We start from the raw sequence: 13,046 nt of genomic DNA on the forward strand, positions 1-13,046 counted from the left end.
GCGGGGAGAGGATGCCGAAGGCAGGTGAGGGGCCCCGGAGCCAGTGTCAGTTCCGGCGCAAGGCCACATCGGGTGCTGGGAAAGTCGGGCCTTCCGCAATCGAATTTCCATCGCGACTCAAAGTGCATCAGCTCCGGGCTACCCTCATCCGGCCTGTCGGCCACCTTCTCCCCGCATGCGGGGAGAAGGAAACCCACCCGGATTCCGGAGACTTTTTGTGCCCGTTTGCGCGCGGTCACATTGCGCATGGAACTTCGCGCCAACCTGCAAGCTCCATCGCCATGCGTATTGACGCACCGCACGAAAGGTTTGCCTTCCGGCTTCCTTAACATGGCGCGCTTATCATGTTGCAGATGCAACCAACGGTTTGAAGCAATGACCCTCGCGGCGAAGTTCGAAATCGAATACCTGCAGTTCCTCGGCCCCGACGGCACCCTCAAGGGCGAGTTGCCCGAGGCGGCGCGCGATGTGGCGCGACTGAAGGAACTGTTCAAGCAGATGCTGTTCGTGCGCACCTTCGACGGCAAGGCCGTGGCCCTGCAGCGCACCGGCAAGCTGGGCACCTATGCCTCCTGCCTGGGCCACGAAGCCACCCATATCGGCATCGGCGCGTCGATGCGGCCGGACGACGTGTTCGCCCCCAGCTACCGCGAGTACGGCGCGCAATTCATGCGCGGCGTGCGCCCGCGCGAAGTGCTGCTGTACTGGGGCGGCGACGAACGCGGCAACGATTACCAGAACGAGCCGGCCCGCCACGACTTTGCCTGGAGCGTGCCGATCTCGACCCAGTGCCTGCACGCGGCCGGCGCGGCGCTGGCGTTCAAGTTGCGCGGCGAGGACAACATCGCCGTGAGCACCTGCGGCGACGGCGGTTCCTCGAAGACCGATTTCTACGCCGCGCTGAATTCGGCCGGTGCCTATTCGCTGCCGCTGGTGCTGTGCGTGATCAACAACGGCTGGGCGATCAGCGTGCCGCGCAAGGCGCAGACCGGCGCGCAGACGCTGGCGCAGAAGGGCCTGGCCGGCGGGCTGCATTGCCTGCAGGTGGACGGCAACGACCTGATCGCCGTGCTGGAGGCAATGCGCATCGCCGGCGAACGCGCGCGCAGCGGCGAAGGCGGCAGCGTGCTCGAATTCGTCACCTATCGCCTGTCCGACCACACCACCGCCGATGACGCGCGCCGCTACCGCGACGACGCCGAAGTGAAGGCCGCATGGGAACGCGAGCCGATGACCCGCCTGCGCAACTGGCTGACCGCGCAGAAGCTGTGGAGCGAAGCCGAAGAGGCCGCGTGGAAGGACGAGTGCGGCGCACGCGTCGACGAGGAGGTCAACGCGTACCTCAACACGCCGGTGCAGCCGGTCGAGGCGATGTTCGACCACCTGTACGCAGATCCGCCGCCGGAGCTGCTGGCGCAACGTGCCGCCGCGATGGCCGCGGAGGGTCGGGCATGAACGTGGAGACCGCGAAGACCGTGAAGACCGATGCGACCGCCGGCACCCTGGCGCCGATCACCCTGATCGAGGCGATCACCCAGGCGCTGGCCTGGGAAATCGCCCACGACCCGTCGGTGCTGGTGCTGGGTGAGGACGTCGGCGTCAACGGCGGCGTGTTCCGCGCCACCGCCGGCCTGCAGCAGAAGTTCGGTGCCGACCGGGTTCTCGACACGCCGCTGGATGAAACCACCATCGCCGGCCTCACCGTCGGCCTCGCCGCGCAAGGCATGAAGCCAGTGGCCGAGGCGCAGTTCGACGGCTTCGTTTACCCGATGGTCGACCACGTGATCTGCCACGCCGCGCGCCTGCGCAACCGCACCCGCGGCCGCCTGCATTGCCCGATGGTGCTGCGCGTGCCGTGGGGCGGCGGCATCCGCGCGCCGGAACACCATTCGGAAGCCAACGAATCCATCTTCACCAACGTGCCGGGCCTGCGCGTGGTGATGCCGTCGTCGCCGCAGCGCGCCTACGGCCTGCTGCTGGCCGCCATCCGCGACCCGGATCCGGTCATCTACATGGAACCCAAGCGCATCTACCGCCAGTACAAGGAAGTGGTCGCCGACGACGGCGAAGCGCTGCCGCTGGACGTGTGCTACGTACTGCGCGACGGCACCGACGTGACCCTGGTCAGCTGGGGCGCCCAGGTCAAGGAAGCGCTGGAAGCCGCCGACGCGCTGGCGAAGGACGGCATCAGCGCCGAAGTCATCGACGTGGCCACGCTGAAGCCGTTGGACTTCGACACCATCGCCGAGTCGGTGGCCAAGACCGGCCGCTGCGTGATCGTGCAGGAAGCGCCGCGCACCGCCGGCTTCGGCGCGGAGATCGCCGCGCGCCTGGCCGAGCATTCGATGTACGACCTGCTCGCCCCGGTCGAACGAGTCACCGGCCCCGACACGCACATTCCGCTGTTCCGCCTGGAAATGAAATATCTGCCGAGCGTGGACAAGGTCGTCGCCGCGGCGAAACGGGCCATGGCCGCGGGATGAGCGAGCCCGCGCCCGCCGTGATCAATTTCGCCGAGAAGCTGACCGGCTTCTCCGAGCACTGGTCGCCGCGCGTGATCGCCGAGATGAACGATTACCAGTTCAAGCTGGCCAAGCTGCAGGGCGACTTCGTCTGGCACAGGCACGACGACACCGACGAAGTGTTCGTGGTCATCGACGGTCGGCTGCGCATCGATTTCCGCGACGGCGAGGCGGTGCTCGGTCCGGGCGAGATGATCGTCGTGCCACGGGGGGTCGAGCACCGCCCCCATGCCGACGCCGAATGCCAAGTCTTGTTGGTCGAACCGCGCGGCGTGGTCAACACGGGCGATGCGGGCGGCGCGTTCACCGCCGCCAACGACGTCTGGGCATGAACATGGGCATGAAGCGCGCCCGCGTCGTCGTCGCCCACCATGCGCCCGAACACGCACCGATCCGCGTGGCCAAGGGCGACACCGTGACCCTCGGCGAACGCGACATCGACTGGCCCGATTTCGTCTGGACCACGCTGGCGCAGGGCATCGGCGGCTGGATCCCCTCCACGCTGTTCGATCGCGAAAGCGGGGAGGCGGTCGCGCAGGACGATTACGATACCCGCGAACTGGACACCGAGGTCGGCGAGATACTGACCCTGCACCGCGAACAGGCGGCGTGGTGGTGGGCCGAAAACGCACGCGGCGAACAGGGCTGGGTCCCGGCCCGCGCCATCGAATTCATCGAAGAGAATCCAGCATGAGCGAAAGCAAGACCTTCCACCTTCCCGACCTCGGCGAAGGCCTGCCCGATGCCACCATCGTCGAATGGTTCGTCAAGGAGGGCGACACGATCCGCCTCGACGAACCGCTGGTCTCGATGGAGACGGCGAAGGCCGTGGTGGAAGTGCCCTCGCCCGTTTCCGGCAAGGTGCTGAAGCTGGCCGGTGCCGCCGGCGACGTGATCGTCACCGGCGCGGCGCTGGCCGAATTCGAGCCCGACCCGAACCTGCCGCAGCGCGCGGAAGCGCAGGACACCGGGCATTCCCATGGTGCTGCGCCCGCGAAATCTGCGGCCCCGTCCACGGCAAAAGCCGAAGCGGCAAAGGCCGAACGCGACGACGCCGGCACCGTGGTCGGCGCGATGCAGGTTTCCGACACGGTGCATGCCGAACAGGCCGTCGCGGTGGGCGGAGTCAAGGCGATGCCGGCGGTGCGTGCGCTGGCGAAGAAACTCGGCGTCGATCTTTCCCGCGTGCGCGCCAGCGGCGCGGACGGCGTGGTCACCGCTAACGACGTGAAGCAGGCGGCTGCCGACGGCACCGCCAAGGCAGGTACCGCCGCGCCCGTTCCCTCCCCCTCCGCCGCCGTGCCGGTGCGCGACGCACAACAGCGCACCGCGCTTTCCGCTTCCGGCAAGCCGATGCGCACGCAGCCGCCGGGCGTCGTCGCCAGCGGCCAGCCGGAGCAGTTGAAGGGCGTGCGCCGCAACATGGCGAGGGTGATGGCCGATGCGCACAGCAAGGTCGTGCCGACCACGCTCAGCGACGACGCCGACATCCATGCCTGGCAGGCCGGCAACGACGTCACCGTGCGCCTGGTGCGCGCCATCGTGCGCGGTTGCCAAGCGGTGCCGGCCTTGAACGCGTGGTTCGACGGCGACAAGCTGACCCGCACCCTGCATCCGCACGTAGACATCGGCATCGCCGTGGACACCGACGACGGCCTGTTCGTGCCGGCGCTGCGCAATGCCGACATCCTCGACGCGCGCGGCGTGCGCGAAGCGGTGAATCGCCTGCGTTCGCAGGTCGAGGACCGCAGCATTCCGCCGTCGGAACTGACCGGCTACACCATCTCGCTGTCGAACTTCGGCATGTTCGCCGGCCGCTACGCCACCCCGGTAGTGGTGCCGCCGTGCGTGGCCATCGCCGCCGCTGGTCGCGCCCGCCACCAGATGACCCCGGTGATCGGCGGCTTCGAATCGCACAAGGTCATCCCGCTGTCGCTGACCTTCGACCACCGCGCCTGCACCGGCGGCGAAGCCGCGCGCTTCCTGCGCGCGATGCTCGACGACCTGGCATTGCCGAATTGATCGGTGGGAGCGGCTATAGCCGCTCCCACAAAGCTCGCGCCCCTGGGGCTCTCCGATAAAGAGGAATTCGCCATGCCCCACCGCAGCCGCCTCGCCGGTTTCATCATCGACTGCAACACCGACGACCTCGACGCCGCGGCCGACTTCTGGTCGCAGGCGCTGGGTTGCAGCATCGCCGACCGCGACGCGGGCGACGAGACCGCCGAATACCAGATGTTCGGCGACACGCCGGGCGATCTGCACATCGAAGTGCAGAAGGTGTCGCATCCCTCGCGCGTGCACCTGGACATCGAGGCCGACGACGTCGACGCCGAGGCGGAGCGGCTGGAGAAGCTCGGGGCGAAGAAGATCGCCTTCGTCAAACGCTGGTGGGTGATGGAAGCGCCGACCGGGCAGCGCTTCTGCGTGGTGAAGATGAAACACCCCGAACGCGGCGCACCGGCGAACACCTGGGAAGTCCTGTAGGAGCGCCCCTCGGGGCGCGACCGGGAGAACGGCGTTACGGGGACAGGGCGTAAGGGCGGGGACCTTGATCGCGCACTGAAGTGCGCTCCTACAGGTTTCGGAATTCCGGCTTCAACGCAAATCGCGCAGCCACCAGCCGCGCAGCGGCACCGCGACGGTCAGCACGAACAGGAAAGCCCCGTAGGCCACCAGCGTGGCCAGCACCTGTTTCCAGATCGCGCCGCTGGCCAGGTCGGCCGCGCCCAGCGCGTAGCCCACGCGCATGCCCGCGAAGCTCAGCGCCAGCGCCACGGCCAGCGTCGCCATGTCGAAGACCTTGCGCCGCGTGCCGCGAGGTTCGCGCGGGAAGAACCAGAACAGCGCGCTGAGCAGCAGGAACCAGGGGAGGAACAGGATCAGGGCGAGGTACGGCATCAGGCGGCCTCGCGCATCGCGGCGAGCGCGGCCAGCACGTCCTCGACCGGCACCAGCACTTCCTGTATCTCGGGCGTCTGCAATTCGTCGCCCGTGCGCGCCTGCTTGAGCACGCCGATCGCGCGCCCCGCGTCCTTGGGCAGGTCGAAGCCGGCGCTTTGCACCAGCAGCTTCCCCTCGCCGTCGAGCAGCTTGAAGTAGAAGCGGTCGTCGCTGTCTCGGTATTGCTTGAACTGGGGCAACGCCGCCTTGTTCGCGGCCTTCGCCTCGCTGCCGGCGGACTGCTTCGACAGGTCGCGAAGCCCCACCGCATCGCGCAGTTCGGCGAGGAACGGTATGGCGTACTTCTCGCGCAACCGCGCGCCGCCGTCGCGCAGCACCGCCTCGATGTCGGCCGGCTTCGCGATCAGCGTTTCGTACTTGTCGCGCAGCGGGGCGATTTCCGCGTCGATGCGCTCGAACAGCTTCTGCTTCGCATCGCCCCAGCCGATGCCATCGGCATAGGCCTGGCGCATCGCCGCGGTTTCCTCGGCGCTGGCGAAGGCCTGGTACAGCTGGAACAGCGCCGAACCTTCGGTGTCCTTGGCCTCGCCCGGCGCGCGCGAATCGGTGACGATCCCGGCGATCAGCTTCTTCATCTCGTTGCGCGAGGCGAACAACGGGATCGTGTTGCCGTAGCTCTTGCTCATCTTGCGGCCGTCCAGGCCCGGCAGGGTCGCGACGTTGTCGTCGACCAGCGCTTCCGGCAGCACGAAATAATCGCGGCCGTACACATGGTTGAAGCGCTGGCCGAAGTCGCGCGCCATTTCGATGTGCTGGATCTGGTCGCGGCCGACCGGCACCTGGTTGGCGTTGAAGATCAGGATGTCCGCGGCCATCAGCACCGGGTACATGAACAGTCCGGCGGTGATCCCGGCATCGTCGTCCTCGCCATCGGCGCGGTTCTTGTCCACCGCGGCCTTGTAGGCGTGGGCACGGTTGAGGATGCCCTTGCCGGCGACGCAGGTCAGCAGCCAGGTCAGCTCGGTGGTTTCGGGGACATCGCTCTGCCGGTAGAACCACACCTTGGCCGGGTCCAATCCGCAGGCCAGCCAGGTCGCGGCGATTTCCAGGGTCGAGCGCTGGGTCTTGGCCGGATCCTGCGCCTTGATCAGACTGTGCAGGTCGGCGAGGAAATAGAAACTCTCGGTGCCCGGATTGCGGCTGGCGGCCACGGCCGGGCGCACCGCGCCGACGTAGTTGCCCAGGTGCGGGGTGCCCGAGGTGGTGATGCCGGTGAGGACGCGGGTGACAGCAGGGGTGGCCATGCGGTGCGGATCGTTGCGGGAACTGAACCTGGCAAGTGTAACCGCTCGCCCCGCCGCCCCTCGGAGTCTGTCCAACGCCTTTGGCTTTTGTCCCTCATCCCGGCGAAAGCCGGGACCGGCTCTTGTTTTGCATCAGTGTTTCAGTAGCAAGAGCAAAAGGCTGGGTCCCGGCTTTCGCCGGGATGACGAGGGATTTTCAAGGGTTTGAAGAAGCCCTCAGCCGCGACGATGCAGCCACCAGGCCACGACCAGGCCCAGCACGACCGCCCAGAATGCAACGATCAGCACCGCGCCGAGCCGGCTGCGCGGGCGTTCGCGCCGCTGGCGCAGCCATTCCTGCGCCTGTCCGCGGCATTCGGCCAGTACCGCCGGGGGCAGCAGGCGCACGGCCAGCCAGATCAGGCCAGGCAGCAGGAGCGCGTCGTCCAGGTAACCGAGCACCGGGATGAAGTCGGGGATCAGGTCGATCGGGCTCAGTGCATAGGCGACCACGCCGGCACACAACGCCTTCAGCCACCACGGCGTGCCCGGATGGCGCGCGGCGAACCACAACGCCAGCGCGTCGTCGCGAACGCGGCGAGCCCATTGGCGGATCGTGTCGAATACGGACATGGCCGCACGATAGCGTAGGGGCCCCAGACAGGGGCAGGTTTTGCGATCGTCATTCCCGCGAAGGCGGGAATCCAGCGACTTTCGATCAGCGCACGAGATTGCATGAAGAGCAAAGACACTGGATTCCCGCCTTCGCGGGAATGACGACACTACTTCTTGATGTCGTCCCATTTGAATCATTTTCCTGGCGTTCAAACAGGCGCAACCCCACTCCCCGCCAACCCGCGTTCTCCGCAATGCCCCAACCCGGAGAACGCCCATGTTCCGCAAACTGCTTCTGATCCTGGCCGCCCTGCTCGCGACCTCCGCCTGCACGCAGCTATCGGCGCGGCCACTGGTCGAAATGACCGTCGTCGACCGCGACCGCGGCGACTGGCTGCCGCAGTACCGCCATCGCGGCGACACCTGGATCGCAGGCATGCCCGGCCATCGCTATGCCGTGCGCCTGACCAACACCACCGGCCGCCGCGTGCTGGTGGTGCTGTCCGTGGACGGCATCAACGCGGTCACCGGCCAGACCGCCAGCGCATCGCAAGGCGGCTACGTGCTTGATCCGTGGGAGACCACCGAGATCAACGGTTGGCGCAAGTCGCTCGACGACGTGGCCCAGTTCGTATTCACCGATCTGGGCGACAGCTATGCCGCGCGTACCGGGCGTCCGCGCAACGTCGGCGTCATCGGCATCGCCGTGTTCGAGGAAGCGCGACCGCGCTACGTCCCGTACCCATCGCCCGCGCCCATCAATCGCGACAATGGCTATTCGCGCGCCGAAGAAAAAGCGGCTGCGCCCGCCGTCGCCGAATCGCGCGCCGCTGGCGTCGCGCGGCAGAGCATCGGCACCGGCCATGGCGAACGCGAGTGGTCGCCGGTCGGCGAGACGGATTTCGAACGCGCCAGCCGCTCACCCGCACAGGTCGCCGAGGTGCGCTACGACGAAGAACGCCGGCTGGCTGCGCTGGGCATTCTTCCGCGCCCGTATTGGCGTCAACGCGACGAAGCACCCCGAGCCTTCCCCAGTGGTTTCGTCGCCGATCCGCCGGGATGGCACTGACCCTCTGGCCGAAAAGAACAACGGGCCTTGCGGCCCGTTGTCGCCTGCGCGATTTATCGCCGGATCAATGCTTGTTCATGTCCAGGGTACGCTCGAATTCGCGCACTTCCCTCTCGGCACGATCGCGATCCCAGCCGTAACGGGCCTGCAGCCGCCCCGTCAGGTATTCGGCGTTGCCTGCGGCGACCTTGAAATCGTCGTCGGTCAGGTCGCCCCACTGGGCCTGGATCTTGCCCTGGATCTTTTTCCAGTTGCCGGCAATGATGTCTTTGTTCATGGCACGTCCTCTCGAAAGTCTTCGCGGCGGGGCACCGCCACATCACTTTCGCGAAGACCCGGTTGCGAACCGGTCAAGCGCAGGTCAAGCCGCCATTATTCACTGGGGTGAATGCGCGACGATTCCTCTGCCCTAAAAACCGAAGGGCCAGTCGCCCGGCCCTTCGGTTTCGAAATCCGCGATCCGGCCGGATTACTTGCTGGACGCGTCTTCCACTTTTTCGCCGACTTTCTGCACGTCCTTGCCGAACCCGTGGACGGTGTTGCAGGCAGACAACAGGCTCATGGTCAGGATGGCGAGCAGCGAGGCAATGGCGATGCGTTTCATGGCGACTCCGTGTGATTGCGATTGGTACGGCGAACGTGAACGGCGCGACAGTAGCGCGGTTTCCCGCGGATTGGAACTGCCGCTGCCGGGCCGCCGTCGCGGCCGTTCAGCAGACGACGGGGCCGGTCGCCCGGCCCCGTCTATTGGCCCGCGGGCCGGCTCAGCAATGCATGTCCTTGCAGTCCTGCGCCTTGTCTTCGACCTTCTCGCCGGCCTTCTGCACGTCCTTGCCGGCGCCGGCCATGGTGTTGCAGCCGGCCAGCAGGCCGGTGGAAAACATCGCCAGCATCAACAGCGTCATCAAGCGTTTCATGGATTGCCTCCTTGACGTCCGGGTTGGCGCAGAGGCGACGCAGCAAGCCCCGCCTCCACGCGACTACGCTGGACGCAGGCGCGTTCACCGAGGATGAATAGCGCTGGGGCGGATTCAGTTTTCGCTCATCTGCGCGTCGGCTCCGCAAAGCGCAGATGACGCCAGCCTCAGTCGCGCATCAGGGTCGATTTGCCGAACAGGCTTTCGACAAGGTCGACCGCGAGCTTGGCGGTGCGGTTGCGCTTGTCCAGGATCGGATTCAGCTCGACGATGTCCAGCGAACCCATGCGACCGCTATCGGCGATCATTTCCATCACCAATTGCGCTTCGCGGTAGTTCGGCCCGCCGGGCACCGTGGTGCCGACGCCCGGCGCGATGCTCGGGTCGAGGAAATCCACGTCGAAGCTGACATGCAGGTGGGTGTCGGCGTCGACGCCTTCGAGCGCTGCTTCCATGGTGCGCTTCATGCCGTTCTCGTCGATGTAGCGCATGTCGTACACGTCGATGCCGTGCTGCTTGATCAGGCGCTTTTCCTCCGGATCGACCGAGCGGATGCCGATCTGGCGGATTTCCCAAGGCTGCATCGCCGGCGCATCGCCGCCGAGCCGGGTCAGTTCGTCCGGACCGATACCGCACAGGCAAGCCACCGGCATGCCGTGGATGTTGCCCGAGGGCGTGACCCGGCTGGTGTTGAAGTCGGCATGCGCGTCCAACCACAGCACGCGCAGGCGCTTGCCCTGCTCGCGGCAATGCCGGGCCACCGCGGTGATCGAACCCAGGCCCAGGCAGTGGTCGCCGCCGAGCAGGATCGGCAGGCGGCCGTTGCGGAGTTCGGCGCCGACCGCATCCATCACCACGCGGTTCCAGGCCACGACTTCGGCCAGGTGGCGGTAACCGGCGACCGGCTTCTGCCACGGATTGCGCGGGCCATCGAGATTGCCGACATCGCGCACGTCCACGCCGCGCGCGACCAGGGCCTCGCCCAGCCCGGCGATGCGCAGCGCTTCCGGCCCCATGCGCGCGCCGCGATGGCCCGCGCCGACATCGGTGGGCGCGCCGATCAGGGACACGGGGGGATGGGTCTGGCTCATCGCAGTCGCATTCGTGGAAAGCAGGCGGGCAGTTTAGCCGGCCTGCTCTCTGGACGCCTTCGGCGCTGCAACAGCCGCAACCGCTGAATGGTGCCGCTTGTCCGAATCGAACGGACGACCTACCGCTTACAAGGCGGTTGCTCTACCAGCTGAGCTAAAGCGGCGAAGGCGTGGATTCTAACGCAGTGCAGCGCAATCGACCGGGCGGGCTTGGCCCATGGCGGCGGTGGCGGCCACCGATACATCGGCCCACCACTTCGACGCGCCTACCTGCCCGACCGGCTGCAATTGCGCGGCAAAGCCCGCCGCCTGCAGTGCGGCCTGGCGACGCTGCGCGCTTTCGCGGTTGCGATAACGGCCCAGGGCGATGCCATTGGCCTGCTCGCCGGTGTTGATGACGAGGTAATCGTCGAAGCCGGCTGCACCGATGCGCTCGGCGACGGCTTGCGCGGCAGCGCGGTCCGCGAGCGGCGGCAACAGTACCGAATAGGCACTGGCCGCGCCCGGCTCCTCGCGGGTGCGCGTCGCCAGTGCGCCGACGCGTACGGCGGCAGCGCCGGCAGTGGCGGCATCGGGGAACGGACCCAGCGCATAGCAACGATTCGCGGCGACGGGCGCAGACAGCGCGGCGGCCGGTGCGGCCTTGGCGACAGCAGGCGCGATCGGCGGCGTTTCAATGCGAGGCGAAGCAACCGGGGACGGCGCCGGCATGCGCTCGGCGATCAGTTGCAACCTCGGCACCCCCGTCGGCTGTTCCGGCGCGGCCGGCGCAGCGCCACCGGGACGCGATAGCCACCACATGGCGACGCCCAGGTTGAGGATGGCGAGGAATACGATCAGCGCGCGGATCAGCATGGCGGGATTCTATTGTCTTTCCTCCTCCCCCCGGGAGAAGGAAAGTCAACCGCGTCCCACCTTCGCCCACGTCGCCAGGCCGTGCAGTACCAGCGACGGCTCCCATACCGTCTGCGGCAAATGGCCGCGCAGCGTATCGGCGCCACCGCCATGCAGCAGCAAGCGCGGGCGCGCGCCGAGCAGGCGCTCGCCTTCGTGCAGGCTGCGCTCGACCAGGGCCAGCGCCGCGCCTTCGCAACCCGAAGCCAGCGCGTCTTCGGTATCGGCGGCGAACTCGCCGAACGCGCCGCCGGTTTCCGGCAACTGCGCCGCGGCCTCGTGCAGCGCGCGGCGCATCAGCGTGGGCGACGGCGCGATGCGGCCGCCGCGATGACGGCCCTCGCCATCGAGCAGATCGATGGTCAGCGCCGTGCCGACGCCGGCGATCAGCCATGGCGACGGGCCGCGCGCGTGTGCGGCGAGCATGGCGAGGAACCGATCCACGCCCAGCTTCGCCGGTTGTGCATAGGCGATGCGCACGCCGGCCAGGCGCGGCTGGGTGCGTGCGACGGAAATGCGGTCGAAGCGCGCGCTCAATGCATCGAGCACCGCGACGGTCAACGTCGGCGACGCGACGCTGGCCACGTAGGCGCAACCGCCGTGCGCCGGCAGCACTTCATCCAATGCCGCGACGAAACGGTCTTCGTCGTGGCCCAAAGCCTGTACTTCGCCCGGCGCGCCGTCGTCCCGCAACGGCGCGCACTTCAGGCGGGAATTGCCCAGGTCGAACAGCCATTCGCTCATTTCGCCCTCACGCTGACGTCGCCGGCATACAGCCGTTGTTCGCTGCCTTCGATCTGCATGCGCAATGCCCCGTCTTCGGCAAGGCCAGAAGCAATGCCGCGGCGGGTACGCAGGCCTTCATGCACGTCCACTTCGCGACCTGCCAGGGCATCGAGCGCGGCGTAACGCGGCAGGAACGGCGCCAGGCCTTCGGCATCGAACCGGTCGAACGCCGGCAACAGCGCACCGAGCAGCGCGGCAACGATCCGGTTGCGCGATACCGCTTCGGCGGACAGCGACTGCAAATCGATCCACGGCTGGTCGATGCCGGCCGCATGCGTTTCCGGCATGCGCACGTTGATGCCCAGCCCGACCACGGCCCGCACCGGGCCGCCGTGTTCGCCGCCACCTTCGACCAGCAAACCGCCGAGCTTGCGGAACCCATTCGGCGACACCACCACCAGATCGTTCGGCCATTTCAGGCGCGCGCCATCGAAACCCGCCTCGCGCAGCGCTTCGGCGGCGGCGATGCCGGCCACCAGGCTCAGTCCACCCAGCCTCGCGAGCCCCCCTCCGAACTGCCGGGCCAGCGACAGGTAGATGTGCGCGGCCAGCGGCGAGGCCCAGGCGCGGCCACGGCGGCCGCGGCCGCCGGTCTGGCGCTCGGCCAACAGCACTTCCACGCCGCGCACGGGCGTGCTGCGACGCAACAACTCGGAGTTGGTCGAATCCAGCGACCAGGCGACTTCCAGACCCGCCAGACCTGCCCGCAGCGGGGCAGGCAGCGCGGCGCGGATCGCCTGGGCGTCGAGCCAGTCCGGCGCCCGGGCCAGTGCATACCCCTGCCCCGGCCGGGCCTCGATATCGACGCCTGCCTCGCGCAGGGCCTCGATCCGCTTCCACATCGCCGCGCGGGTCAGGCCCGTTTCGCGGGCCAGTTCGGCACCGGAAACCGGGCCGGCCGCCAGTCGCAGCAACAGGTCGCGATCCACGCTCATGCGGGCAGGCTGAACAGGCGGAAGGGGGAC

The 13,046-nt window shown here is 67.8% G+C and carries 17 protein-coding genes and 1 tRNA gene; 7 read left to right on the top strand and 11 right to left on the bottom strand.

Going from position 1 to position 13,046, the window contains the following annotated elements; genetic code table 11:
• Positions 1–375 precede the first annotated feature (375 nt).
• From pdhA to J5837_RS02080, 6 genes are all read left to right on the top strand, one after another.
• The gene (gene pdhA / locus J5837_RS02055) at positions 376–1,455 is read left to right on the top strand and encodes a pyruvate dehydrogenase (acetyl-transferring) E1 component subunit alpha (RefSeq protein WP_210535054.1); all 1,080 of its coding nucleotides are present in this window, start codon (positions 376–378) and stop codon (positions 1,453–1,455) included.
• Complete coding sequence (locus tag J5837_RS02060) at positions 1,452–2,483, top strand: alpha-ketoacid dehydrogenase subunit beta (RefSeq protein ID WP_210535055.1); 1,032 nt, start codon at positions 1,452–1,454, stop codon at positions 2,481–2,483. The genes pdhA and J5837_RS02060 overlap by 4 nt, the downstream gene beginning before the upstream one ends.
• Positions 2,480–2,854, top strand: coding sequence for a cupin domain-containing protein (locus J5837_RS02065; RefSeq protein ID WP_210535056.1), 375 nt, complete (start codon positions 2,480–2,482; stop codon positions 2,852–2,854). The genes J5837_RS02060 and J5837_RS02065 overlap by 4 nt, the downstream gene beginning before the upstream one ends.
• A gap of 8 nt (positions 2,855–2,862) precedes the next feature.
• Positions 2,863–3,216 (top strand): SH3 domain-containing protein, encoded by a 354-nt coding sequence (locus J5837_RS02070; protein ID WP_210535057.1) that lies wholly within the window; start codon positions 2,863–2,865, stop codon positions 3,214–3,216.
• Positions 3,213–4,544: a dihydrolipoamide acetyltransferase family protein gene (locus J5837_RS02075; protein ID WP_210535058.1), complete on the top strand. Its 1,332-nt coding sequence runs from the start codon at positions 3,213–3,215 to the stop codon at positions 4,542–4,544. Before J5837_RS02070 ends, J5837_RS02075 begins: the two co-directional genes overlap by 4 nt.
• 72 nt (positions 4,545–4,616) lie before the next feature.
• A complete protein-coding gene (locus J5837_RS02080) occupies positions 4,617–5,009 on the top strand; it encodes a VOC family protein (protein ID WP_210535059.1) in 393 nt (130 codons plus the stop codon).
• Between the two features lie 111 nt (positions 5,010–5,120).
• On the opposite strand, the gene J5837_RS02085 is transcribed toward J5837_RS02080, so the two are convergent.
• The 3 genes from J5837_RS02085 to J5837_RS02095 all read right to left on the bottom strand — a co-directional run bounded on the left by J5837_RS02085 (position 5,121) and on the right by J5837_RS02095 (position 7,342).
• Positions 5,121–5,423 carry a hypothetical protein gene (locus tag J5837_RS02085; RefSeq protein WP_210535060.1) on the bottom strand — a complete coding sequence of 101 codons (303 nt, stop codon included), beginning with the start codon at positions 5,421–5,423 and terminating at the stop codon, positions 5,121–5,123.
• Positions 5,423–6,730, bottom strand: a complete 1,308-nt coding sequence (locus tag J5837_RS02090; protein ID WP_210535061.1) for a tryptophan--tRNA ligase — start codon at positions 6,728–6,730, stop codon at positions 5,423–5,425. The genes J5837_RS02085 and J5837_RS02090 overlap by 1 nt, the downstream gene beginning before the upstream one ends.
• 216 nt (positions 6,731–6,946) lie before the next feature.
• On the bottom strand, positions 6,947–7,342 hold the full coding sequence (locus tag J5837_RS02095) for a YkvA family protein (RefSeq protein ID WP_210535062.1): 396 nt from the start codon (positions 7,340–7,342) through the stop codon (positions 6,947–6,949).
• 259 nt (positions 7,343–7,601) lie between these two features.
• Here J5837_RS02095 and J5837_RS02100 point away from each other — a divergent pair, with 259 nt between their 5' ends.
• A complete protein-coding gene (locus J5837_RS02100) occupies positions 7,602–8,393 on the top strand; it encodes a hypothetical protein (RefSeq protein WP_244755529.1) in 792 nt (263 codons plus the stop codon).
• A gap of 64 nt (positions 8,394–8,457) precedes the next feature.
• On the opposite strand, the gene J5837_RS02105 is transcribed toward J5837_RS02100, so the two are convergent.
• The 8 genes from J5837_RS02105 to birA all read right to left on the bottom strand — a co-directional run bounded on the left by J5837_RS02105 (position 8,458) and on the right by birA (position 13,016).
• Positions 8,458–8,670, bottom strand: coding sequence for a CsbD family protein (locus J5837_RS02105; protein WP_210535063.1), 213 nt, complete (start codon positions 8,668–8,670; stop codon positions 8,458–8,460).
• 192 nt (positions 8,671–8,862) lie between these two features.
• A complete protein-coding gene (locus J5837_RS02110; RefSeq protein ID WP_210535064.1) occupies positions 8,863–8,997 on the bottom strand; it encodes an entericidin A/B family lipoprotein in 135 nt (44 codons plus the stop codon).
• 160 nt (positions 8,998–9,157) lie between these two features.
• Positions 9,158–9,310: an entericidin A/B family lipoprotein gene (locus tag J5837_RS02115; protein WP_210535065.1), complete on the bottom strand. Its 153-nt coding sequence runs from the start codon at positions 9,308–9,310 to the stop codon at positions 9,158–9,160.
• Positions 9,311–9,477: 167 nt separating this feature from the next.
• Complete coding sequence (gene rocF / locus J5837_RS02120) at positions 9,478–10,401, bottom strand: arginase (protein WP_210535066.1); 924 nt, start codon at positions 10,399–10,401, stop codon at positions 9,478–9,480.
• An 88-nt stretch (positions 10,402–10,489) separates the two neighbouring features.
• Positions 10,490–10,565 (bottom strand) — tRNA-Thr (locus J5837_RS02125).
• A 13-nt stretch (positions 10,566–10,578) separates the two neighbouring features.
• Positions 10,579–11,256: an SPOR domain-containing protein gene (locus J5837_RS02130; RefSeq protein WP_210535067.1), complete on the bottom strand. Its 678-nt coding sequence runs from the start codon at positions 11,254–11,256 to the stop codon at positions 10,579–10,581.
• A gap of 45 nt (positions 11,257–11,301) precedes the next feature.
• Complete coding sequence (locus J5837_RS02135) at positions 11,302–12,039, bottom strand: type III pantothenate kinase (protein WP_210535068.1); 738 nt, start codon at positions 12,037–12,039, stop codon at positions 11,302–11,304.
• A complete protein-coding gene (gene birA, locus J5837_RS02140) occupies positions 12,036–13,016 on the bottom strand; it encodes a bifunctional biotin--[acetyl-CoA-carboxylase] ligase/biotin operon repressor BirA (protein ID WP_210535069.1) in 981 nt (326 codons plus the stop codon). Before birA ends, J5837_RS02135 begins: the two co-directional genes overlap by 4 nt.
• Positions 13,017–13,046 lie beyond the last annotated feature (30 nt).

It is taken from the genome of Pseudoxanthomonas helianthi (genome assembly GCF_017939625.1).
GTDB classification, from domain to species: Bacteria; Pseudomonadota; Gammaproteobacteria; order Xanthomonadales; family Xanthomonadaceae; genus Pseudoxanthomonas_A; species Pseudoxanthomonas_A helianthi.